The sequence below is a fragment of the Solwaraspora sp. WMMA2080 genome, from assembly GCF_027497395.1.
Lineage (GTDB): Bacteria > Actinomycetota > Actinomycetes > Mycobacteriales > Micromonosporaceae > Micromonospora_E.
In genome coordinates, this window is record NZ_CP114910.1 from 4,593,287 (window position 1) to 4,615,672 (window position 22,386).

At 71.7% G+C, this 22,386-nt stretch carries 21 protein-coding genes; 12 read left to right on the forward strand and 9 right to left on the reverse strand.

Annotated elements, in window-relative coordinates:
* Positions 1 to 81 precede the first annotated feature (81 nt).
* The 5 genes from O7543_RS20790 to O7543_RS20810 all read right to left on the reverse strand — a co-directional run bounded on the left by O7543_RS20790 (position 82) and on the right by O7543_RS20810 (position 7,034).
* Positions 82 to 3,420 (reverse strand): UvrD-helicase domain-containing protein, encoded by a 3,339-nt coding sequence (locus tag O7543_RS20790; RefSeq protein WP_281552307.1) that lies wholly within the window; start codon positions 3,418 to 3,420, stop codon positions 82 to 84.
* Between the two features lie 84 nt (positions 3,421 to 3,504).
* Positions 3,505 to 4,788 (reverse strand): metallophosphoesterase, encoded by a 1,284-nt coding sequence (locus O7543_RS20795; protein WP_281552306.1) that lies wholly within the window; start codon positions 4,786 to 4,788, stop codon positions 3,505 to 3,507.
* Positions 4,789 to 4,802: 14 nt separating this feature from the next.
* Positions 4,803 to 5,084: a MoaD/ThiS family protein gene (locus O7543_RS20800; RefSeq protein WP_281555764.1), complete on the reverse strand. Its 282-nt coding sequence runs from the start codon at positions 5,082 to 5,084 to the stop codon at positions 4,803 to 4,805.
* The gene (moaA, locus tag O7543_RS20805) at positions 5,081 to 6,115 is read right to left on the reverse strand and encodes a GTP 3',8-cyclase MoaA (protein ID WP_281552305.1); all 1,035 of its coding nucleotides are present in this window, start codon (positions 6,113 to 6,115) and stop codon (positions 5,081 to 5,083) included. The genes O7543_RS20800 and moaA overlap by 4 nt, the downstream gene beginning before the upstream one ends.
* A 25-nt stretch (positions 6,116 to 6,140) precedes the next feature.
* The gene (locus O7543_RS20810; RefSeq protein ID WP_281552304.1) at positions 6,141 to 7,034 is read right to left on the reverse strand and encodes a fructosamine kinase family protein; all 894 of its coding nucleotides are present in this window, start codon (positions 7,032 to 7,034) and stop codon (positions 6,141 to 6,143) included.
* A 175-nt stretch (positions 7,035 to 7,209) separates the two neighbouring features.
* Between O7543_RS20810 and O7543_RS20815 the strand changes: the two genes are divergently transcribed.
* Complete coding sequence (locus O7543_RS20815) at positions 7,210 to 8,364, forward strand: DUF4192 domain-containing protein (protein ID WP_281552303.1); 1,155 nt, start codon at positions 7,210 to 7,212, stop codon at positions 8,362 to 8,364.
* Between the two features lie 158 nt (positions 8,365 to 8,522).
* On the opposite strand, the gene O7543_RS20820 is transcribed toward O7543_RS20815, so the two are convergent.
* Positions 8,523 to 9,041 (reverse strand): hypothetical protein, encoded by a 519-nt coding sequence (locus tag O7543_RS20820; RefSeq protein ID WP_281552302.1) that lies wholly within the window; start codon positions 9,039 to 9,041, stop codon positions 8,523 to 8,525.
* A 539-nt stretch (positions 9,042 to 9,580) separates the two neighbouring features.
* A complete protein-coding gene (gene fdhD / locus O7543_RS20825; protein WP_281552301.1) occupies positions 9,581 to 10,429 on the reverse strand; it encodes a formate dehydrogenase accessory sulfurtransferase FdhD in 849 nt (282 codons plus the stop codon).
* Positions 10,430 to 10,523: 94 nt separating this feature from the next.
* Here fdhD and O7543_RS20830 point away from each other — a divergent pair, with 94 nt between their 5' ends.
* The 4 genes from O7543_RS20830 to O7543_RS20845 all read left to right on the forward strand — a co-directional run bounded on the left by O7543_RS20830 (position 10,524) and on the right by O7543_RS20845 (position 13,030).
* Entirely contained in the window at positions 10,524 to 10,790 is a 267-nt protein-coding gene (locus tag O7543_RS20830; protein ID WP_281552300.1) for a YlcI/YnfO family protein, read from the forward strand.
* A complete protein-coding gene (locus tag O7543_RS20835) occupies positions 10,787 to 11,179 on the forward strand; it encodes a PIN domain-containing protein (RefSeq protein WP_348650030.1) in 393 nt (130 codons plus the stop codon). The genes O7543_RS20830 and O7543_RS20835 overlap by 4 nt, the downstream gene beginning before the upstream one ends.
* Before the next feature lie 129 nt (positions 11,180 to 11,308).
* Positions 11,309 to 12,616: a helix-turn-helix transcriptional regulator gene (locus O7543_RS20840; RefSeq protein ID WP_281552298.1), complete on the forward strand. Its 1,308-nt coding sequence runs from the start codon at positions 11,309 to 11,311 to the stop codon at positions 12,614 to 12,616.
* A gap of 45 nt (positions 12,617 to 12,661) precedes the next feature.
* The gene (locus O7543_RS20845; protein ID WP_281552297.1) at positions 12,662 to 13,030 is read left to right on the forward strand and encodes a hypothetical protein; all 369 of its coding nucleotides are present in this window, start codon (positions 12,662 to 12,664) and stop codon (positions 13,028 to 13,030) included.
* An 18-nt stretch (positions 13,031 to 13,048) separates the two neighbouring features.
* Here O7543_RS20845 and O7543_RS20850 read toward each other — a convergent pair whose 3' ends face one another.
* On the reverse strand, positions 13,049 to 13,891 hold the full coding sequence (locus O7543_RS20850; RefSeq protein ID WP_281552296.1) for a prepilin peptidase: 843 nt from the start codon (positions 13,889 to 13,891) through the stop codon (positions 13,049 to 13,051).
* Positions 13,892 to 14,510: 619 nt separating this feature from the next.
* Here O7543_RS20850 and O7543_RS20855 point away from each other — a divergent pair.
* Genes O7543_RS20855 through O7543_RS20885 form a run of 7 tightly spaced genes read left to right on the forward strand, consistent with a single transcriptional unit; the run spans position 14,511 to position 20,972 of the window.
* Positions 14,511 to 15,038, forward strand: a complete 528-nt coding sequence (locus O7543_RS20855; RefSeq protein WP_281555763.1) for a hypothetical protein — start codon at positions 14,511 to 14,513, stop codon at positions 15,036 to 15,038.
* On the forward strand, positions 15,032 to 15,967 hold the full coding sequence (locus O7543_RS20860) for a hypothetical protein (protein WP_281552295.1): 936 nt from the start codon (positions 15,032 to 15,034) through the stop codon (positions 15,965 to 15,967). The genes O7543_RS20855 and O7543_RS20860 overlap by 7 nt, the downstream gene beginning before the upstream one ends.
* A complete protein-coding gene (locus tag O7543_RS20865; protein WP_281552294.1) occupies positions 15,964 to 16,617 on the forward strand; it encodes an SAF domain-containing protein in 654 nt (217 codons plus the stop codon). Before O7543_RS20860 ends, O7543_RS20865 begins: the two co-directional genes overlap by 4 nt.
* A gap of 3 nt (positions 16,618 to 16,620) precedes the next feature.
* On the forward strand, positions 16,621 to 17,421 hold the full coding sequence (locus tag O7543_RS20870; RefSeq protein ID WP_281552293.1) for a ParA family protein: 801 nt from the start codon (positions 16,621 to 16,623) through the stop codon (positions 17,419 to 17,421).
* Positions 17,411 to 19,201, forward strand: coding sequence for an ATPase, T2SS/T4P/T4SS family (locus O7543_RS20875; protein WP_281552292.1), 1,791 nt, complete (start codon positions 17,411 to 17,413; stop codon positions 19,199 to 19,201). Before O7543_RS20870 ends, O7543_RS20875 begins: the two co-directional genes overlap by 11 nt.
* Positions 19,198 to 20,106, forward strand: coding sequence for a type II secretion system F family protein (locus tag O7543_RS20880; protein WP_281552291.1), 909 nt, complete (start codon positions 19,198 to 19,200; stop codon positions 20,104 to 20,106). Before O7543_RS20875 ends, O7543_RS20880 begins: the two co-directional genes overlap by 4 nt.
* Complete coding sequence (locus tag O7543_RS20885) at positions 20,106 to 20,972, forward strand: type II secretion system F family protein (RefSeq protein ID WP_281555762.1); 867 nt, start codon at positions 20,106 to 20,108, stop codon at positions 20,970 to 20,972. The genes O7543_RS20880 and O7543_RS20885 overlap by 1 nt, the downstream gene beginning before the upstream one ends.
* A 53-nt stretch (positions 20,973 to 21,025) precedes the next feature.
* Here O7543_RS20885 and O7543_RS20890 read toward each other — a convergent pair whose 3' ends face one another.
* Positions 21,026 to 22,258 carry an IS110 family transposase gene (locus O7543_RS20890; protein WP_281567182.1) on the reverse strand — a complete coding sequence of 411 codons (1,233 nt, stop codon included), beginning with the start codon at positions 22,256 to 22,258 and terminating at the stop codon, positions 21,026 to 21,028.
* Positions 22,259 to 22,386 lie beyond the last annotated feature (128 nt).

A 22,386-nucleotide genomic window follows, 5' to 3' on the forward strand; every position in this document is an offset into this window, starting at 1 on the left:
TCGGCCAACCGCATGATGGTCCGACGCTGCACCAGGTCCGGCGGTCGCGAGTGACCGGGCCGGCGGCGGTCTGACCAGCCCCTACAGCAGGCGCAGCTGGCGGTCCTTGGGACGGCGCGGCCCTTCGTCGCCGAGCCGGTCGAACAGCCCCGCGTCGATCGCGTCCAGGAACGGCGTCGGCCGGGTCTCCCGCTCGCTGCCATGCCGGACCCGGCGGCGGGCGTGCGAGAGGTAGAGCCGGTCCTGGGCCCGGGTCAGGCCGACGAAGAACAGCCGCCGCTCCTCGGCGACGTCGTCGTCGGTCGGCGTAGCACCGGGGAAGCGCAGCGGTAGCAGGCCGTCCTCACAGCCGACCAGGAAGACCACCGGAAACTCCAGGCCCTTCGCCGCGTGCAGGGTGAGCAGGGTCACCGCCTCGGCCCGTGGGTCCAGCGCGTCCACCTCGGCGCCGGTCTCCAGCTGGGACAGCAGCATCGGCAGGTCGTCGCCGCAGCGGCGGGCCAGCGGGGTGAGCAACTCCACGGCAGACCAGATGTCCGGCGGCGACAGCTGCGGCCCGGCTGGCAGGTCCAGCGTCGGCGTGGTGAGCCGGTCGGCCAGCACCTGCCCGGCGAGCCGGACCCGGGCGGCCAGCGAACCGTCCAGCCCGCCACCGGCGTGCCGTAGCTCGCGGGCGATCGCCGTCACCCCCGGCCGGTCCCGCAGCCGGTTGTGCGACCGCTTCTGCACCGGGACACCGGCCCGGGTCAGTGCGTCCACGATCGGGCCGGACTGCGCGTCAGTGCGGTACAGCACGGCGATGTCGGAGAACGACACCGACGACGTCTGCCCGTCGATCCGCCCGGAATCCAACGAGCGGTGCGAGATCCCGCCGACCAGTTCGTCGACCGTACGCACCACAAACGTCGCCTCGTCGGCGGCCGTGCCGGCCGGGTAGAGCCCGATCAGCGGTGCCTGCGGATCGAGTCGGGCCGGCTCCAGCCGCCGGCCGCGGACGAGCGAACTGGGCGTGATGGCCTGCACGGCGGCGGCCAGGATCGGCGCCGCCGACCGGTAGTTTCGGGCCAGCCGGACCAGCCGGGCGTCGACGAAGTCCTCCGAGAAGCGCAGGAAGTAGCGAACGTCGGCCCCCCGGAACGAGTAGATTGCCTGGTCCGGGTCGCCGATCGCGCACAGGTTGCCGTCCGCCGGGCTGAGTAGCCGCAGCAGCTCGTACTGGTCGGCATCGACGTCCTGGTACTCGTCGACGAAGATCCACCGCCAGCGGTCCCGGTAGCGGGCCACCAGCTTCTGGTCCTCGCGCAGCAGCCGCAGCGGCAGGGTGACCAGCTCGTCCAGGTCGACCAGGCCGGCCGCGCGCAGCAGCTTGGCGTACGTGGCGTCGTCCTCGCCAGCCTCGGCGCGGGCCAGCTCCCGCTCGGTGTCGTCGGCGATGCGCAACGTCGCCGGCAACCCGGCCGCCTTCGGGTTCTCCCGCAGGATCGTCAACCCCAGCGAGTGGAAGGTGGCCACGGTGACGTCCTCGGCCACCGGGCCGAGCAGTCCGTCGAGCCGGTGGCGAAGCTCCTCGGCGGCCCGGCGGGTGAAGGTGATCGCCAGGCAGCGCTCCGGAAAGACGTTCAGCTCGGCGCACAGGTACGCGATCCGGTGGGTGAGCGTCCGGGTCTTGCCGGTACCCGGCCCGGCGACGATCAGCAGTGGCCCGCCCGGCGCGGACGCGGCGACCCGCTGCATCGCGTCGAGTCGGTCCAGCAGTCCGGTGCCGACCTCCTCCATGCCGGCCAGCATCGGCTCGAACGGCTCGTGCGGCGACGGCGTCGGTGGCGGCGGGATCGGCGGTGCCGCCGGCTCCTGCCCGGACCGCCCGGACCGGCCCGGCCGCGTCGGCCGCCCACCGGAACCGGACCGGCCGGCCCCGGCCCTGGACTGTCCGGTCCCGGCCCTGGACTGTCCGGTCCCGGCCCTGGACTGTCCGCCGCGTCGGACACCGGCCGGTGCCGGTTCGTCGGCGGCCATCGGCCCGTCGGCCGGGCGCTGCGCCGGCACGGGTACGTCGAACAGCGCCTCCGGCTGACCGGCACCACCGCCGGCGGCCAGTTCCCCGGGCGCGAAGAGGGTGATCACCCCGTACTCGCCGTCGTAGCCGGGCACCCGGCGGACCTCGCCGCGACGCAGCCGGGTGATCGCCTCACCGAGCAGTTCGCCGCCGACCCGCCGGATGTCGTCCACCGGCACCTTGGTCAGGATGTCCAGTTCGGGGCCGAGCGCGGCGACCAGGTTGACCACCTGGCCCTCGACGGTCTTCGACCGGGCACCGACCCGGTTGATCTCACCGACGATCTCCGGCAGCGCCACCAGGTGGGTGACCTGCTTGGCGTTGGCCGGCCGGTGCCCGTGCGGCCGGTCGGCGAGATCCTCGACCCGGCTGAGCACCCCGACGGTGAGCGGCTTGCCGCACTGCGGGCAGCGACCGGCGGCCTGTCGGGTCTGCTCCGGGGCCCAGTTGACGCCGCAGTTGCGGTGCCCGTCGGCGTGGTACTTGCCCTCCTCGGGGAAGAACTCGATGGTGCCGACCAGCCCGTCGCCGGTGCGCAGCGCCTCACGTACCGCGTAGTAGTCGAGCGCGCTGTCCAGCACGGTGGCCTCCCGGGCCAGCGCCGGCGGCGAATGCGCGTCGGAGTTCGACACCAGTTGGTAGCCGTCGAGGCTGGACACCCGCCAGTTCATCGCCGGATCCGACGACAGCCCGGTCTCGACGGCGAAGATGTGCCCGGCCAGGTCGGCGTAGCAGTCGGCGATCGCGTCGAAGCCGGACTTGGAGCCGAGCGCGGAGAACCACGGCGTCCAGATGTGCGCCGGCACCAGGTAGCCGTCCGCGCTCGCCTCCAGGGTGATCTCCAGCAGGTCGCGGGAGTCCAGCCCGAGGATCGGCCGGCCGTCGGAGCCGAGGTTGCCGATCCGGCCCAGCGCCGTGTTGAACCGGGCCACCGCGTCCAGGTCCGGAAGGTAGATGAGGTGGTGCACCTTGCGGGTCCGGTCCCCGCGCTTGTAGATCGTCGAGATCTCGACGCTGAGCATGTACCGCACCGGGTTGGTCTCGGCCTCGCTGGCCAGCCGGGACGGCAGCCGGCGGGCGACGTCCCGCTCGGCCTCCGGGCTGAGCCGGTACAGGCCCGGCTCGGCCGGGCGCAGCGACTCCCGTAGATGCTCGAACCACGCCGGGTGGGTGAAGTCACCGGTGCCGAGCAGGCTGACGCCCTTGCGCCGGGCCCACCAGGCCAGGTTCGACATGTTCAGGTCCCGGCTGCAGGCACGCGAGTACCGGGAGTGGATGTGCAGGTCGGCGATGAAGGGCCCGGGTCCCGTGGCGGAGCCGGGAGAGGGCACGGCGCGGTACGGGGGCACGCCGCATCCTGTCATGTGACCGGGCCGCCCGGCGTGTCGCCACGCGCGGAAACCCGCGAGACGTGACTCTCACTCGCCGCCGGCTGACCCGTTGCGCTCCTACTCGCTGCGCAGCTCGACCAGGGAGACCTGTGGCGGCGCGCCGACCCGCACCGGCGGACCCCAGAACCCGGCGCCGTTGGTGACGTAGACCTGGGTGCCGTCGACCGTGGCGAGGCCGGAGACGACCGGTTGCACCAGCCGTACCGCCAGGTTGAACGGGGCGATCTGACCGCCGTGGGTGTGCCCGGACAGTTGCAGGTCGACGCCGTAGCGGGCGGCTTCGTGGGCCTGCACCGGCTGGTGGGCGAGCAGCACCACCGGGCGGTCCGGGTCCCGGTCGCCGAGCGCCCGGTCGTAGTCCGGGCCGGCCAGTGGCCCGGACCCGGCGGCGGTCGGCCCGGCCGGCCGCGCGGTCTCCGCGGTCGGATCGTTCACCCCGGCCAGGTCGAGCACCCCGCCCGGGGTGACGATCTCCCGGCGTTCGTTGACCAGCACCCGCAGGCCGAGCCGGTCCACCTCGGCGACCCATTCCTCGACGCCGGAGTAGTACTCGTGGTTGCCGGTGACGAAGAAGCTGCCGTAGCGGGCGCGCAGGTCGGCCAGCGGGGCGGCGGTGCCGCCGAGCTCGGAGACGGTGCCGTCAACCAGGTCGCCGACGACCGCGACCAGGTCGGCGTCCAGGCTGTTGATCAGCTCGACGATCCGGGCGGTGTGCGCCGGCCCGGTCAGCGGGCCGATGTGGATGTCCGAGACGGTGGCGATGCGCAGGCCGTCCATGGCCCGGGGCAGCCGGGCGATTGGCACCTGCACCCGGTCCAGCCGGGGCGGGCCGAGAGCGGTCCGGATGCCGTAGCCGGTGACGCCGGTCGCGGTCAGCCCGGCGAAGATTGCGGCACTGCGGGCGAGCAACAGCCGTCGGCCGGGGTCGGGCACCGAGTCGTCGGCCGGCCGGCCGCCGGGCAGCTCGGCCGGCGGCGGGGCGGACGTCTCGGCCGGTACGGTCACCGGCACCGTGCCCACCCTGCTCAGTTGGCGGCTGCGGGCCCGGCCGACCAGCCGGGCCACCAGCATCGGCGGCTCCAGCACCAGCAGGACGACCAGCAGGTAGAACATCACCGCCAGCCAGACGTAGCCGGGCCAGGCCAGCCAGGACATCCCGGCGGACCGGGTGCTCACCATCGTCACCGGCACCAGGACCGCCAACCCGACGGCCAGCAGCGTGCCGGCCCGTCGCCACCGCCCCGGCCGGGTGGTGTCCCGGACCAGCCGCCACCACAGGTAACCGTGGATCAGGCCGGTGATCAGGGTCAGCGTTGTGACGAACCCGAGTACGGCGAGCACGGACGCGGTCCTCCTCAGCCGCCGGCGAACGGTGGCAGCACGTCGACCGTGGCACCGGCCGGCAACGGTGTGTGACGATCATGCCAGACGACGCCGTCGACCAGGAAACTCGCCGCCGCCAGCACCCGACCCAACCGGTCGCCGTGCCGACCGGTCAGCTCTGCCACCAGCCCGGCCCGGTCCAGCCCGGCCGGAACGGACTCGGTGGTCCGCCCGGCCGCCGACCGCGCCCCGGCGAAGTAACGCACCGTCACCGATTGCTCGGCTCCATCCCGTGTCGGGTCGTCCACGGTCAGCCGCCGATCGCCGACATCGGCCGGGCCGGCTGCAGGAACGTCGGATCGTCGATGCCGTGCCCGGCCAGCTTCCCGGCCATCGCCCGCCGCCACCGCCGGGCCAACTCTTCGTCGTCGGCCCCGGACCGCAACGCGCCACGCAGGTCCGACTCCTTCCGGGCGAACAGGCAGTCGCGTACCTGCCCGTCGGCGGTGAGCCGGGTCCGGTCACAGTCACCGCAGAACGGCCGGGTCACCGTGCCGATCACCCCGACCTTGGCCGGGCTGCCGTCCGACCGCTCGGCGCCGGCCACCAGCCAGGTCTCGGCCGGTGCGGCACCCCGTTCGGCGGGATCCGGCAGCAGGGTGAACTCGGACCGCAGCCGGTCGAGGATCTCGGCGGCGGTGACCATCCGGTCGCGGTCCCAGGACTGCTGCGCGTCCAGCGGCATCTGCTCGATGAAGCGCAGCTCGTAGCCGCGGTTCAGGGCGTACCGCAGCAGCGCCGGGGCCTCGTCGTCGTTGACCCCGCGCAGCAGCACCGCGTTGATCTTGACCGGGGTCAGCCCGGCCGCCGCCGCGCCGGCCAGCCCGGCGAGCACGTCGGGCAGCCGCCGGCGGTACGCCAACTGGGCGAACCGCTGCGGGTCGAGGGTGTCCAACGATACGTTCACCCGGTCCAGGCCGGCGGCCTGCAGGCCGGGCGCCAAGCGGTCCAGACCGATCCCGTTGGTGGTCAACGACAGCACCGGTCGGGGCCGCAGCGCCGCAGCAGCGGCGACGATCCGGGTCAGCCCGGGGCGCAGCAGCGGCTCGCCGCCGGTGAACCGCACCTCGGTCACCCCGAGCTGGCACACCGCGACCCCGATCAGCCGGGTCACCTCGTCGTCGGTCAGGATGTCCGGGCTGGGCAGCCAGGGCAGACCCTCCGGCGGCATGCAGTAGGAGCAGCGCAGGTTGCACCGGTCGGTCAGGGACACCCGAAGGTCGGTGGCGACCCGCCCGTACCGATCGGTGAGCCGGCCGTCGGCGGGCCGTGCGCTCGATGCCATGCGCCGACCGTAGCGCGCCGGTGCGTCAGGACCGCAGCGCGGCGCGGGCCGCGTCCGCGACGGCCGAGCGGTACGCCGCCCCGAACAGGGCGGTGTGCACCAGCAGCAGGTGCAGCTGGTGCACCGGCACCCGGGCCGCCCACCCGTCGGCCAGCGGCCACTGCTCCTGGTAGGTGTCGAGGATCCGATCCAGGTGCGGGGCGCCGCCGAACAGCGCCAACTGCGCCAGGTCGGTCTCCCGGTGCCCGCCGTGCGCCGCCGGGTCGACCAGCCGGCAGCGCCCGTCCGCACCCCAGAGCAGGTTGCCGGGCCACAGGTCGCCGTGGATCCGAGCGGGCGGCTCGTCGCCGCCGTACCCGTCGATGTTGTCGACCACCTGCTCGACCAGGCCGGTCTCGGCGGCGGTGAGCGCGCCGTTGTCGACCGACATCCGCAGGTACGGCAGCAGCCGGCGCTGCCCGAACCAGGCCGACCAGGGTCGGTCGGTCACCAGTTCGTTGTCCTGCGGCAGCGCGCCGACGAACCCCGGCCAGTCCGCCCCGAACCCGGCCGCGCCGGCCCGATGGGTGATCGCCAGCTCCCGGCCGAACCGCTCGGCGGCGGCCGGGTCCGCGTCGCCCGGCTCGACCCACTCCAGGGCCAGCAGTTGCGGCAGCGCCACCAGTACCTCCGGCACCGGTGCCCCGCCGGCGGCGGCCAGCCAACGCAACCCGGCCGCCTCGGCGGCGAACAGGCCGTCCGGCAACGGCCTGGCGGACCGCTCCGGCCAGGACTTGGCGAACACCGAGTTGCCGTCGTCGAGGGTGAGCCGGCTCGCCGCGCAGATCGACCCGCCAGAGACCGGCGTCTCCCGGATCCGCTGATGGGTGAGGAAGGTCGGCAGGTGTTCCGGGTGGGCCCGCAGGTACGCCAGATCCATGGCGGCACGGTAACCCGCGCCGCCTGCCGTCCAGCTCAGTGGCGCAACCAGTGGTGAGCAGAAACGCCGTCACCAGGGAAACTACTCTGCGTGCCTGTGGATAACCTGGCGTGTCGTCCACAGGTCGGGTCGGGACGGCCACAACCGGTCACCGTCCGGCGCGACAGTTTCCGGCATGACACCTACCGAACCGGTACCCGCCCCCGATTCCGTTCCCGACCCGGCCGCCGGGACGTCTCAGGGCGCCGCGCTCACCGTCCGCGAACCCGCCGACCTGATCGCCGCCGTGCCCTACCTGATCGGCTTCCACCCCGCCGACAGCGTGGTGGTGGTCGGGATGCGCGACCACACGGTCGTCATCGCCGCCCGCGCCGACCTGCCCGACGCCACGGTCCCGGCCGACGTCCGCGCGGCGGCAACCGCCCAGCTGACCGCCATCGTCGATCGTCAGCAGGTCAGCGCCGCCGTCGTGCTCGGCTACGGTCCGGCCGACACCGTCGACCCGGTCCTGCGGGACACCACCGACGCGCTGCGCCGACAGGGCACCGTGCTGCTTGACGCGCTGCGGGTGGCCGACGGTCGCTACTGGTCCTCCTTCTGCGACGATCCGACCTGCTGCCCGCCGGAGGGCCACCGGTTCGACGCCGAGATCAACCCGGTCGCGGTCGCGGCCACCGTCGCCGGGCAGGTCGCCCTGCCCGACCGGGCCGCGCTGCGTCGCCAGGTGGAACCGGTCACCGGCCCGGCCCGGGCGGCGATGCGGGCCGCCACCGAACGCGCCCGGACCCGCCGCTCCGCGCTGGTCGACCACGCCCCGCCGGCCGACCTGCTCGGTGCCCGCACGCTGCGCCGGGCCGGAGAGAAAACGGTACGGATGCTGCTGGAACGGCAGGGCCGGGGCATCGCCCCGACCGACGAGGACATCGCCTGGCTCAGTCTGCTGCTGACCGACCTGGAGGTGCGCGACTACGCCTGGGAGCGGGTCACCGACGAGCTGTGGCAGGTCACCTTCTGGCAGGACATCGCCCGCCGGGCCGAGCCGGAGCTTGCCGCCGGGCCGGCCAGCCTGCTGGCCTTCGCCGCCTGGCGGGCCGGCAACGGAGCCCTGGCCCGGGTTGCCCTCGACCGGGCGCTCGACGTCGAACCCGGCTACTCGATGGCCAAACTGATGGACGACGTCCTGGTTCGTGGCATTCCGCCGGCGGCACTTGGCCCATGGCCCAAGCCGGACCGCAGCGGGCGTAAGGGCCGGTCCGACACCCGCCCACGCCGTCGACCCGGCGGCGAGCGGCTCGACCGGGCCCGCCCCGCCGGCCGACGCCGCCCGTGAACCCGCCACCGCGCGGGCATGATGCGGAAGACCCCGGGCTCGCCCCGGGGTCTTCCGCGGTCGCGCCGGTGTCAGGACGTAGGCTGCCCCGATCCGGCACATCTGGTTCGGCTTCCCCGGGCCCTGGTGCAGCGGTGCGGGCTGGCCGGGGGCGGTGGTCACCTGCTGACCGCAGACCGAGCACCTACCTCCTGGCGCCATGAACGGACTCCTTCCGGAATCTGATAGTCCGGGTACGGGTCTTCTTGCGGTTCGCCTGCGATGCCGCCCGGTCCGGTGGTGGCGGTCGCCCGGAGGAAGACGGCGCCGCCGTCCCGGCAGGTGATCTTCACCCCGGACGGGGAGCTGTGCACCCCGGTGAAAGCGCACGGCTCCCACGAGGTGAACTCCTCGGGTCGGGCGAAGTCCAGCAGCTGGACGGCGAACGCGAGCGTGCGACGCGCCCGCTCGCGAGGTGCGGGCATCTCGGCCGGCAACGACGCCGGTGCCGGTGCGGGCTTGCCGACGGCCGCCCACAGCATCCCGGTCGATCCCGTCGAGTAGTAGACCCGTACCCCGGCTGGCGAATTGCCGCCGGGCTCGGTGTCCTGCCCGTACCGACGGACGTCGGTGATCTCCGGGTGCCTGCTGGTCTGGAACAGTGCTTCGAGCACCTCCAGGACTTCGGCGACCTGCATGTCCCCGTCTCCGATCTGAGGCTGTCTGCGCTGTTCAGGGCCGAGCATAGACACGGCAGGGATCTTGCGGGGGTACGCGGCGCGCGTCACGAGTGCGCGCCGTTGGCCGTGCGGTCGCAGTACACGTCCGGGTACGTCCGCAAGTGAGGTGTACGGAGCCGACGACACAGATCCTCTGCTCCCCGGCTTCGCGGATCGCTGACGCCGCGAGTTGAAGGTGAGATACCTTTCAGCCGACGGGAAAGGTATCTCACCTTCAACTGATCATGGTGATCCCGGCATCGTGAGTGTCGGGGTGCGCCGGTCAGGGTGAGCCGTGCCGGATGACCCGGTAGCCGAGTTGCTGACGTCGTACGCCCGCATTCCGGGCACCAGCTGGATTTGACCTTGAACGACCACAGCCCTCGCAATGGGTCCGGTGTGGGCTGAAGTCGGACGTCGAGCGCTGGATCCAGGAGAACCGGCGACAGACGTGAACTTATCGGGCACGCGGAGCCCGGCAAGCCGTCCGGCGAACGGCGGCGTCGGACACGTCGGGTTCAGTCGGTGAGGCGGTCGGCGCCCGCGTAGACGTTCATCGTCGATCCGCGCAGGAACCCGACCAGGGTCATCCCCGCTTCCTCGGCGAGGGCGACCGCCAGACTGCTCGGGGCGGAGATCGCCGCGAGCACCGGGATGCCGGCCATCCACGCCTTCTGGGTGAGCTCGAAGCTGGCCCGCCCGGAGACCAGCAGCAGATGACCGCGCAGCGGCAGCAGGTCCTCCCGGGCCGCCCAGCCGATCAGTTTGTCGACGGCGTTGTGCCGGCCGACGTCCTCGCGTACCACCCGGAGCTGCCCGTCGGCGGTGAACAGGCCGGCGGCGTGCAGCCCACCGGTGCGGTCGAAGCCCTGCTGGGCGGCGCGCAGCTGGTCCGTCAGACCGACCAGGGCCTGCGGGCTGAACGTGGCCTGGTCGGCGGCCACGTCGAACCGGGACCGGGTGCGGACGGCATCGATGCTCGCCTTGCCGCAGACCCCGCAGGAGCTGGTGGTGTAGAAGTTGCGGGCCGGGTCGGTCTGCGGCGGCGGAACGTGCCCGGCGAGCGTCACGTCGACCACGTTGTACGTGTTCGGTGTGTCGGTGCCGGCGCACAGCTGGGCGGTCACCACGTCCTCGGCGGCCCCGATCACACCCTCGGTCAGCAGGAAGCCGATCGCGAGGTCGATGTCGTTTCCCGGCGTACGCATGGTGACGGCCAGCGGGGGACGCCGTGCCGCACCAGCCGGGCCGACCCGGATCTCCAGCGGCTCCTCCCCGGAAATGGTGTCCATCCGACGGACCTGCCGGGTCGACCCACCGCCGACGTCGATCCGCAGTACGGTGCGCCGCTCGTTCGCCCTGCCCATGCACTCCATCCTGCCCCGGTTCGCAGGTGGCGAACCGGCCGGGAGGGCGGCAGCACTCGCCTTAGGTGCTGCCATATCGCTGTATGGTGTGCGTATGGCGGCAAAGAAGATCACTGTGACCCTCCCCGAAGAACTGGTCGAGGCGCTCGGCGAGGCTGCTCGCGACGATGGCGTCCCCTTGTCGAGGCTGGTGGCGAGCGCTGCGGAAAGTGAGCTCCGGCGGCGGGTCGGGCGGCGGCTGGTCGCCGACTGGCAGGCCGAGCACGGTGCGTTCACCGTTGAAGAGATCGCTGCGGCACGCGCGGAGATGGCTGCCGCCGACGCCCAGGCGCTCAGCGCGCCCGGCCGGGCGGCCGCGTGACCATCCCTTACGTCTACGACACAGGGGTGCTGCTGGCGATCGACAGCAATGACCGACGGATCTGGGCGATACACCATCTGGCCGTCGAGGAAGGGCGACGTCTGCTCGTCCCTTCCGTCGTGGTCGGCCAGGCCTGGCGAGATGCCCGCCGGCAGGTCCAGCTCGGACGGTTCCTGAGCAGCTGCGAAATCGTTCCAGTCGGTCTGGAACTGGCCAAATCGGCCGGGGTGTTGTGCGGGAAGGCCGGTACGCGTGACGTGGTCGACGCCAGCGTGGTCACCATCGCGCTTGCCTGCGGCGCGATCGTCTTCACCAGCGACCCGGAGGACATCGCGCACCTGTCGGCTGCCTCGGACGTCAAGCCAGGGCTGGTGATCCGCCGCCTCTGAAACCCGTCGGCACGACACGGAGCCCGGGTGCTTCCGAGGCATCTGTGACGCATCTGGGGGCGACGGACGGCTCAGTCAAGCGCAGCCTCCCGTACGCTGGAACGGGAGTCCCAAAGGACGGAGGTGCCTGTGGCAGTCAAGCGCCGCCGGTTCGTCGAGCGTCGGAAGGCGCTCGGTTTCAGCCAGGAGACTCTCGCCGAGAAGATCGGCGTGGACCGTACGACGATCGCCCGACTCGAACACGGCGTCACCACCCCCTATCCGTATACGCGGTTGAAGCTGTGCAAGATCCTGGAGGTAACGGCAGAGCAGCTCGACCACTGGCTAATGGGTGGGGACGAGGACCTGTCTCCTCCTGTTCCTACACCTCGACCAACCGCCGCCGGCCCGGTTCCGGTACGGTCAGAGCCGACAGGTGTACTCGACGACATGCATCGCCGCGAACTTCTCCGCCTGATAAGCGTCGCGGGTGCCCTCACGGCGCTACCAACTGGAAGCCACGGGGCGGCTCTGCTTCCGGCGACCCTGGCTCATGAGGCCGGTGACCTGGATCAATACGCAGAACTCAACGCCCACCTGTGGCAGGTCTTCGGGCTGACCAGGCCCAAGCGCCTCGTCTACCCATTGGTCCAGGAGCAGGCCGCCGTGCTGGTCGACCGGCTCGACCGGGCACCTACGGGGGCCGAGCACCGCAGGCTGTGCGTGCTGGCATGCGACCTGTTCCAACTGGCGGGCGAGATCTTTTTCGACGCCGACCAGTACGCCGAGGCCGCACATTGTTACTCGTTGGCGGCGTCGGCGGGTCGTGAGTCGCGTTCCTACGACCGCTGGGCCTGCGCCTTGACCCGGCAGGCGTTCGTCAACCTGTACGACCAGCAGTACAGCCGGGCCGTGACCGTGCTCGACGCCGCAGCACGGATCGCCCAACGTGGCGATAGTCAACTGTCCACCCGCCATTGGGTCGCAGCTGTGCAGGCTCAGGCGTTCGCAGGACTGGGCGACCGGGAAGCTTGCGAACACGCCTTGGATACCGCTGAGCAGGTGCACGGTCTCAACGGCCCGGCCAGTCCTGGTGGCTGGCTGCGTTTCGATGGAAGCCGGATATGTGAGGAGCGAGGCGCCTGTCACCTTGCATTGGGGCAGGTCGATCTGGCCGAGCGTGCGCTCTTTGCGGCCAGCGACGGCACGATGTCGCCGCGTCGTCGGGGTGGCATCCTGGCCGATCTTGCTTTGCTGAGCGCTCAACGTACCGACATCGATCGGATGCTCCGGTACGGCAGCGAAGCTGTCGGCATCGCCGAGCAGACCCACTCCGTCGGTTACCTGGGCCGGAAGGTGCAGGGCTTCCAGCGCCAACTCACGCCGGCCCTGTTGGCTGATGCTCAGGTCGCACAGCTGAACGACCGGATAACCGGCCTGCTGACGGCTGCAGCCTGACGGCGAAATGATCTGATGACGAGACGAGAGGAATCAGGGCCGATCATGACCGACGAGCGGGGTCGCCACTTCCGTGAGGCGTGGACAGCCGGGGTGCTCCGGCATTATCCGGGCGAGCCGAAGCCCGGTTACGTCGCCCCGTGGGAGGCCACCCCCGCATGGGAGCGACAGGCCGCTTCGGCCGTGTTCGGCCAGATTCACGACTTCGTGCAGGTCAGTTCCGGTTGCACAGCGCAGCTGAGCCGGGAGCAGAAGGGGCGTTTTGTGGCGTTGTGCTGGATCGCCCAGATCCACAAGCACTTCGACGACCCGAAGCCGTCGTACGTGGCCGACTGGGACGCGTTGCCAGCCTGGCAGCAGGAGACCGACGCGGACATCTTCGAGCATGTCGAGCGGATCTGCATTTCGGCGTGAGTCGGGGTGAGGTTGTGCTCAGCCCGCCGGCAGTCGACCGGCCAGCAGTACCCCGACGACGGCTCCGAGCACCAGGAACGGCCCGAACGGCAGCTGCTGGGTCCACCGGATCCGCCGGGCGACCAGCAGGACCACCGCCACGCCGCCCGAACCGACGAAGGCGACCAGCAGCCCGAGCAGCACCATCGGCCAACCGAACCAGCCGAGCACCGCGCCGACGCTGAGCGCCAGTTTGGCATCGCCCAGCCCGAACCCCCTGGCACCGAACGCCAGGGTGGTGGCGGCGAACAGCACCGCGACGCCCGTACCGGCGATGACGGCCCGCAGCCAGGCATCGGACGGCTCACCCAGCAGTACCGCCGCGCCGAGCAGCGCCCAGGTCCCGGCGGCGGCCGGGTAGGTGAGCCGGTCCGGCAGCCGGTGCACCGCGAGGTCGACGAAGACCAGCGGGACCATCCAGGCGGCCCACCACATCAGTGCCAGGAGGACCGGCCAGGGAAGGCCGGCGGAGATCAACGCCGCCAGCGCCGCGACGGCGACCACCTCGACGGCGAACGGCAGCGGGCCGACCCGGGCACCGCAGCCGCCGCATCTGGCCAGCGGGGACACCGACGCCGGCGGGGAAAACGACCCCGGCCGGCCGGCCGCGCCGAACGGCGTGCCGCACCGTGGACAGCCGGTCCGCCACGGTTCGCCGGGTGCCACCGAGTGGACGGCGGCGGCCCGGCGCAGCACGGGCAGCACCAGCAGTACGCGGAGCACCAGCAGTATGCGGAGCAGCTTGCCGGCCTGGCCGGGCCGTCCTCCGGCGGGGGCCGGTGCCGGCTCGGTCCCGATCGGGCGCTCGTTACCGGTGATCATCCCTGCGCCCTCTCCCGGCCTCCACGACGCCGGTCACGGTCCGTGTTTTCATGATCGCTTACTCTTGGTGTCGATCGGGCTGGCGGGACCCGGTCGACCGACTCCGGCTCGCACCGTGGTCGGTCTGCTGGTCGACGATGGCCGGGTCGACCGTCGACTTCCAAATGGGACAGAATCCGGCCCAGGCTGGCAATTCGCGATGGAGACTGTCGGTTTTCGATCACCACTGTCCACTTGACAGACGTACTCGGATGCGTCTTGGGGCGGTGATCGGAATGACCGGGCATCGCGCCACCCTCCACCGGGACCGGACTCGAAGATCGTAACCCTGAGTATTGTTCTGAATTGCCCCTGTTGCTGTCGCGGGCGTCAGCCTATGCTCCCCCCTTGAGCGATGCACTACCGCCGGGAAACATCCGACCGACCGGCGGAAATGCGTCGGTCGACACCTGGCCGGACCAGCCGGAGGCAGCACTGGATCATTCCAACGGACAGTACGGCAACACCCCAACACATCGATGTTGGCAATAGTGCTTGTCGCCCTGCGCCACCCTGGCCGGCCCGGCGGGCACCGAGGAGGACGGACGTGAGGCCAAGTCAGCGCCCCTGGCCAGCAGTGATGCTCGCCGCGTCGGTGCTCGCGACTGCCGCGCTCGCCGGCTGCGCCAGCGAGCAGTCCGCCACCCTGCCGCCACTGCGCGCACCGGCGGCGACCGACGACCCGGCCGCCGCCGAGGCAGCCGAAGCCGCGCTCGCCGCGTACAACGGCTACCTCGCCGCCGCCGAGAAGGCCGAACACGCGGCCGACCCCCATCACCCCGAGTTGAAGAAGTATCTCGGCGACCCACTCCTGACCCGGGTCAGGCTGAGCATTCGAGACGCGAAGGAGCACGGCGCCGTGCGCATCGGCTCACTAACCTCCGATCCCACGATAACCGACATCAATCTCGATTCGGTGCCGATGACGGTTGACATCCAGGACTGCCTGGACGCGACGAATTACCGGATGGTCTACGCCAACGACACGGACACGGTCGTTCCCGGCACCGAGGTGGGTCGTTACCTGGCCACCGCCACCGCGACCCGCTACGACGACGGTCGCTGGCTGATCAGCCGGGGTGTCGCACACCGGGACCAGCCATGCTGACCGGCGTCGCTGCCATCGGCCGCCGTACCTTCGTCGGGCTGGCCGCAGTCGCCCTGCTGGCCGCTGCTGGGCTGACCGCCGCCGGGCCGGCTGCCGCACAGTCGTCCGGTGGCGGCTGCGGCGGCGTCACCCAGGCCGAATGCGAAGGTTGGGTCGAGCAGCCCGGCGGCCCCGGCCACGACGGCGGCGGCGGCAACAACGGCGGCGGCAACAACGGCGGCGACGGCGGGGCCGGCCCGTGCTACCGCGACGGCGTCGAGTTGCCCTGCTACGACGACATCGTCGGCTGGTTCAACCGCGAGGACGAGTGCTACTACATGCGGGCCGAGCCGCAGCCGCCGGGCGGCGAGCCGGGGCAGGTCGCGTACAACGTGAGTTGCGTCGCCGGGCAGGTCTCAGAAATCGTCAGGTGGCTGGACGACCCGCCGTCGGGCTACGAGGCGCCACCGGACCCGTACGAGCTGCGTCGCCGTGCGTACGCCCGGATCCAATTCGAGAAGCCGGTCATCCACACCGCGCCCGACCCGGACAAGCCCGGCCTGGTCGGTCTGCCGGTCTGGGTGTGGTCCGAAGAGTCCGACATTGTCTGGGGCCCGCTTGATGAGGACGAGGCGGACCGCGACGTCAGCGTCCGGGTGCTGGCCGAGGTCGACGAGATCACCTTCAACATGGGCAACGGCGACAGCTTCAGCTGCGAACGGGACGAGGTCTTCGACGCGTACGACCCGGCGGTCGACAACCCCTGGAACCCCGGCTGCGGTTACGACAACGGCTACCCGACGCCGGGCGGCTACCAGGTCACCGCAACGGTCAGTTGGGACGTCACCTGGTTCATCAACGGGGTCGAACAGGACATTTTCGCCAGCCCGACGGTCATCAGCGACCCCATCGAGATCGAGATCGACGAACTGCAGGTGGTACGGCGATGACCGTGGCGACGACACGTACCGGCCAGAGCGGCGTCGACGCGCCGGTCACCCCGCCGAAGATCGTCCGGCAGCGGCGGGTCCGGCCCGGCCTGCTCGGGCTGGCGGTGCTGCTGATCGCCCTCGGCGGGCTCGGGTCCGCCTTCGCGGTCACCTCGGTCCGGGCCACCGGCTCCTACCTGGCCGTCGCCCGGGACGTGTCGGTCGGTGCGGTGCTGTCCGCCGACGACCTGGTGACCGTGCAGGTGGCCGGTGGGCAGGCGATCAAGCCGGTGCCGGCCAGCCAGCTCGACCAGGTCGTCGGGCTGCGGGCCGCGGTCGCCCTGGTGCCCGGCAGTCTGCTCACCCCGGCGCAGCTGACCAACGAGCCGATGATCGGGCCGGACCAGCAGCAGATCGCCATCGGGCTGCGGGCCGACCAGGTGCCGGCCCGGCAGCTGAACCCTGGCGACAAGCTGATCCTCGTCGGCACGCCGACGCGTAACGCCAGCGAGAACGCGGTCACCCGGTTCGACGCGACCGTGATCGACGTGGCCGCCGACGACCGCAGCGGGATCATCGCCTACCTGGCACTCGCCGCACGGGACGTGCCGGCGGTGGTGGTGCTCGCCGCCGAGGACAGGATCGCGGTCGTGCTGGCCCCGGCGGCTTGACGGATGGCCATCGTCGCGCTCGTCTCCGCCAAGGGTTCCCCCGGCGTCACCACCAGCGCGCTCGCCTGCACGCTCGCCTGGCACCACCGGGTGGTGCTCGCCGAGTGCGATCCGGCCGGCGGGACGTTGATGGCCGGCTACCTCGGCGGTGCCCTGGAGGGCCGGCGGGGGATCGGGGAACTGGCGGTCAGCGAGTTGCGCGACGGCAACCTGGAGGAGGCCTTCTGGAGCCAGTTGGTCGACCTGGACGCCCCCCGCCGGGAGCGGCTGCTGCTGCCCGGCGTGGTCGACCCGACGCAGATCGGCAGCGTCACCCCGCTGTGGCAACGGTTCGCCGACTTCTTCGTCGGCCTGGAACGCGGCCGTCCACCGTACGACGTGATCGTCGACTGTGGCCGACTCTACGTCGCTAATCCACCGTGGCCGATCCTGCGGGCGGCGACCGTCGTCCTGGTGGTGGCGGCCGCGCACCTGCCCGACCTGTCCAGCGCCCGGGCGGCGGTGACCACCATCGAGCGGGACTTCGCCGAGCACCGGGTGCCGCCCGGTTCACTGCGGCTGCTGCTGGTCGGTGACGGACACAGCCGCGCCGAGATCAGCAGGGCCCTGCAGTTGCCGGTGATCTCCCGGTTGCCGGCCGACCCCCGCACCGCCGAGGTGCTCAGCCACGGCGGCACGGTCAAGCTCAACCGGCCGCTGCTGCGGGCGGCCGGCGCGTTGGAGGTCCCGGTCCGTTCGCTGATCGAGCGACGGCAGGCCCGGCTGCGGTGGGCAACGCCGGAAGGGGTGCCGAATGCGATTTGAGCCAGTTCTGAGCGATCCCCGCGACGAGTCCGACGACACCGCCGGCCGGCCGCAGCGGCCGGCCCGGGACCGGCCGGACCCGCTCACCTCGATCACCCCGCCACTCGGTCCGAACGGCATTCCGGGCGAAGCCGCCCCCGGCGAAGCCGTACCGCCCGCCGCGACGCGGCACAGCGGCGTGCCGCTGCGTCCCGCGCAGCACGGCCACAGCGCGCGGCACAGTTGGCCCCTGGTCGTCCCGGTCAGCGCGCCGCCCACCGCCCGGCCCACGGGCGCACCCCGGCCCGGCATCCAGCCCGGTGCCGCCCCGGCCACCCTGCCGCCGACCGCGCTGGCTCCACCCACCACGCCGCCGGCCACCCCCGACACCACCGGCACCGGTGCGCTGGCCCGGCCGCGTACCGACTTCGCGCTGGTCCGCGAGCTGCGCCGGGAGCTCAGCACCCGGCTCACCCGCTGGCAGCGGGGTCGCGAGTTCACCATCGACGAGGAGGACGTCGAGCGGGCCCGGCTCGCCGTCGCGGTCGTCGCCGAGTACGCCGACCAGGTCCGCCGGGCCGGCACCCCGCTGACCGCGTACGAGGAACGGGTGCTGCTCGACCAGGTCACCGCCGAACTCGTCGGGCTCGGCCGGCTGCAGACCCTGCTGGTCGACGACACCATCGAAGAGGTTCACATCCTCGGCTGTGACCAGGTGCGGATCACCCGGCGCAACGGGCAGGTGGACTGGCACGCCCCGATCGCCGACAGCGACGACGAACTGGTGGAGATCCTGCAGGCGGCCGCCCGGCGGGCCGGGGCCACCGAACGGTCGCTGTCCACCTCGAAGCCGACGCTGGACCTGCAACTGCCCGACGGCAGCCGGCTGGCCGCCGTCTACCTGGTCAGCCACCGCCCGTACGCGGTGATCCGCAAGCACAACACTCTGGACATCAGCCTCGACGACGTGGCCGGCGGCCGGCCCGACCTGGACGAGATGATCGACGTGCTGGTCCGTGACTTCCTGCGGGCGTCGATGCGGGCCGGGCTGAACATCATGGTCGCCGGGCTGGCCGGGGCCGGCAAGACCACCGTGATCCGGGCGCTGATGGACGAGATCCCACCCGACGAGCCGTACGTGCTGCTGGAGGAGAGCCGGGAACTGCTGCCGGCCCGGCGTACCGATCGGCACCGGGCGGTGATGAGCTTCGAGGCCCGCGAGGGCCACGGCGAACGCGGTTTCGACGGCCGTCCGGCCGGTGAGGTGAGCATCGCCGACCTGATCCCGGTCTCGCTGCGGATGGGGGTACTGCGGATCATCGTCGGTGAGGTCCGGTCCCGGGAGATCGTGCCGATGCTGCAGGCGATGACGACCAGCCGTGGCTCGATGTGCACCATCCACGCCCGTACCCCGTCGGGGGTCGGCGAGCGGATCGTCGAGCTGGCCCTGTCGCACGGCCGGGAGATGACCGTCGACCAGGCCCGCCGGATGGCCGGCAACGCCCTCGACCTGATCGTCTACGTCACCGTCGAGGACGAGACCGGCATCGGCGGACGCAAACACCGGTTCGTCTCGCACGTCGAGGAGGTGATCGGGGTCGGCGAGGGCGGTCGGATCGCCACCACCACCGTCTTCGGCCCCGGCGCGGACGGCCGGGCGGTCCCCCGGCACCTGCCGGAACGAATCCGGGAGCAGCTGCTGCGGGTCGGCTACGACGCCCGGATGCTGTCCCGCTACATCGAGGCCGGCGTCGGTGCCTGGCGTCGGCCACGGCACACCGTCCTGCGGGGGCAGCGGTGAACCTGCCCGCCAACATCGAGATCATCGCGGTCATCGCCGGCGCGGCCTGCATCGGTGGCCTGGTCCTCGCCGTCGTCGCGCTGATCGGCACCAGCCGGCCACCCGGGCCGCCGTCGCGCGCCGGGCTGCTGGTGCGTCGGCTCTGGCTGGGCTCCGGCGCCAGCCGCCGTGAGCAGCGCCAGCATCAGGCGCTGCTGGTCGCCGCCGGGCTGGTCGGCGCGTTCGCCTTCCTGATCACCGGCCTGCCGGTGGCCGGCATCCTGGTCGCGGTCGCCGTGCCGGGGGCGCCGTGGCTGTTCAGCGTCGGCAAGGCGGAGCGGCGGGCGATCGCCCGGATCGAAGCCGTCGGCGAGTGGACCCGCCGACTCAAGGATGTCTCCGGCACCGGCCAGGGCCTGCAGCAGGCAATCATCGGCACGGTCAGCACCGCTCCTGAGCAGATCAACCCGGAGGTACGGGATCTGGCGTCCCGGCTACAGGCCGGCTGGCTGGGCCGGACCGCGCTGCTGACGTTCGCCGACGAGATCGGCGACCCGGTCTGCGACCAGGTCGTGGCGGCGTTGATCCTGCACCTCACCGACCGGGGCGAGCGGCTCGGTGACGTCCTGGGGTCGATCGCGAACGCGGCCGCCGCCGAGGTCGCCACTCGCCGCGAGGTGGAGGCCAAACGCACCCAGCCCCGGTTCGCGGTGCGGTTCCTGACCGTGATGACCCTGCTGGTCCTCGGGTACGGGCTGGTCAACCCGGACTACATGGCGCCGTACGGCACGCCGACCGGCCAACTGGTCATGGTCGCGCTGGGCGGCCTGTTCGTCGCGCTGCTCGTCTGGGTGCGGCAGATGAGCATTCCGCCCCGACCGGCCCGGTTCCTCGCCGCCCCGGACCCCGACGAGGTGCTGTCATGATCCTCAACTGGCAGTTGACCGTCGCGGTGGTCAGTGGAGCGCTGGTCGGCCTCGGGTTGTTCCTGCTGCTGCGGGAGACCAGCCCGGCCACGCCGGCCCTCTCGCCGGCGTTGCGCCGGCTGCACCACACCCAGGGCCGGCCGGGTGTGGTCGCCGCCGACAGCGATCTGGCCTGGCTGACCGGCGTGGTCCGGTGGCTGCGGCCACCGCACAAGGAACTCGCCCTGCTCGGCCGGACCCCGGAGCAGTACGCCCTGTCGCTGCTGCTGTCGGCGTTGATCGGGCTGGTCGCGCCACCGGTGCTGGGCATGGCGCTCGGCGTGGTCGGCATCGACCTGCCGGTCGCCGTACCGGTGGCCGCCGGCCTGGTGCTGGCGGCGGCGGCCGCGCTGATCGCCCACCAGGACGTGGTCAGCAAGGCCCGGCAGGCCCGGCGGGAGTTCAGCCGGGCGGTCTGCACCTATCTGGACCTCGTCGCGTTGCAGCTGTCCGCCGCGCACGGGCCGGTGCAGGCGTTGGAGCGGGCGGCGAAGGTGTGCGACGGCTGGGTCTTCGAACGGATCCGGGAGGCGCTGCGGCTGGCCCAGCTGCAGATGCATTCACCCTGGGACGAGTTGCGGGACCTGTCCGACCAGATCGGCGTACCGGAGCTCGGTGACGTCGGATCGATCATGCAGTCGTCGGGCACCGAAGGTGCCCAGGTGCACGAGACGTTGCGGAGCCGCGCCGACTCGTTGCGCGACCAGATCAGGACCGACAACCTGGCTCGGGCGGAGGCGGTCACCGGCCGGCTCGACATCCCGGGAGCATTCCTGGTTTTCGTCCTGATCGGATTCGTCCTCTATCCCTTCCTGGCCCGGATCTGACCGCCCGGCGGCCATCGGCCAGACCCCCGAAAGACATCCCAGGAGCTTGAATGTCAAGCAGCAGCCTTGCTGAGGTGATGCGACCACGCGGTCGCCTCGTCGTAGACGGTGCCGGTCTTCAGGCATCCGTGCAGGATGCCGACGAGCCGGTTGGCGAGTTGGCGCAGCGCGGCGTTGTAGCTGGCGCCGCGGGCACGTTGCCGGTCGTAGTAGGCGCGGGCACCCGGCGAGGCCTTCAACGCGGAGAACGCCTGGGTCATCAGGGCGTCGATGAGCCGGTCGTTGTGGACGAACCGGGCCGCGACGGTCCTCTTCTTCCCGGACGCGCGGGTGATCGGGCTGGTCGCGGCGTAGTTCTTCCGGGCCTTCGCGGTGGCGTAGCGGTCGTGGTCGTCACCGAACTCGGCGAGCACCCGGGCGCCGAGGACGGCACCCAGTCCGGGCTGGGACAGGATGATCTCAGCGTCCGGGTGCCGGCCAAAATGGTCCTCCACCTGCCCTTGCAGGGCCTTGACCTGCTCGTTGAGAGTGACCAGCAGGGCGACCAGGGCGCGCACCGACGCGGCGTAGGCGGTGGTGACCACGGCCGGCTGGCCGAGGTGCTCGGCACGCAGCACCGCCTGGATCGACGCGGCCTTGGCCGCGACGTCACGGCGCCGGGCCCGTTTGAGAGCGGCGCTGATCTGGCTGATACTCAGCCGGGCGGCGCTGGCCGGATCAGGGGCCTTCGCGAGGAGTTGCAGGGTGTCAGCGGCGTCGAGGTCCTCGAACGCCTCCAACGCCGCAGGGAAGTACTCCCGCAGCGCGTGCCGCAGCCGCTGCACAGCACGGGTGCGTTCCCAGATCAGCGTCTTGTGCATCCGGGTGACGACCTTGACCGCCTCGGCGTCCGCCGAGTCTCCGGCCATCGGGCTCAGTTGGTGCGAGTCGGTGCGCACCATGTCGGCCAGCATGTGCGCGTCGGCGGCGTCGCTCTTGGCCCGGGACACCGCCAGACGTTCCCGGTAGCGGGCCGCCTGCAACGGGTTGACCGGGTACACCGTGTACCCGGCGGCGACCAGCGCCTGCACCCACGGGCCCCGATCGGTCTCGATACCGATCTTCACCTGAGCAGCAGCAGCGTCGGCGTCGATGTCGTCGCCGAGCGCCGTGCCGATCATCACGTGGAGCCTGGTGATGCCGGCGATGCCCTCGGGCAGCCTCGCCTTGGCCAGCCTGCGGCCGGAGGCGTCCATGAGCTCGACGTCGTGGTGGTCCTCCGCCCAGTCATCTCCTATGAACAGCAACGTCTCTCCCGCCTATTGAGTCGATCACCGCTGGTAGCCAGGAGGAGAACCATCAGCGACCTAATGAAGCAGTGCTCACGCCGCGACCGGGCGGGCACGACATCCCATCAGCGATCAACTCTCCACAC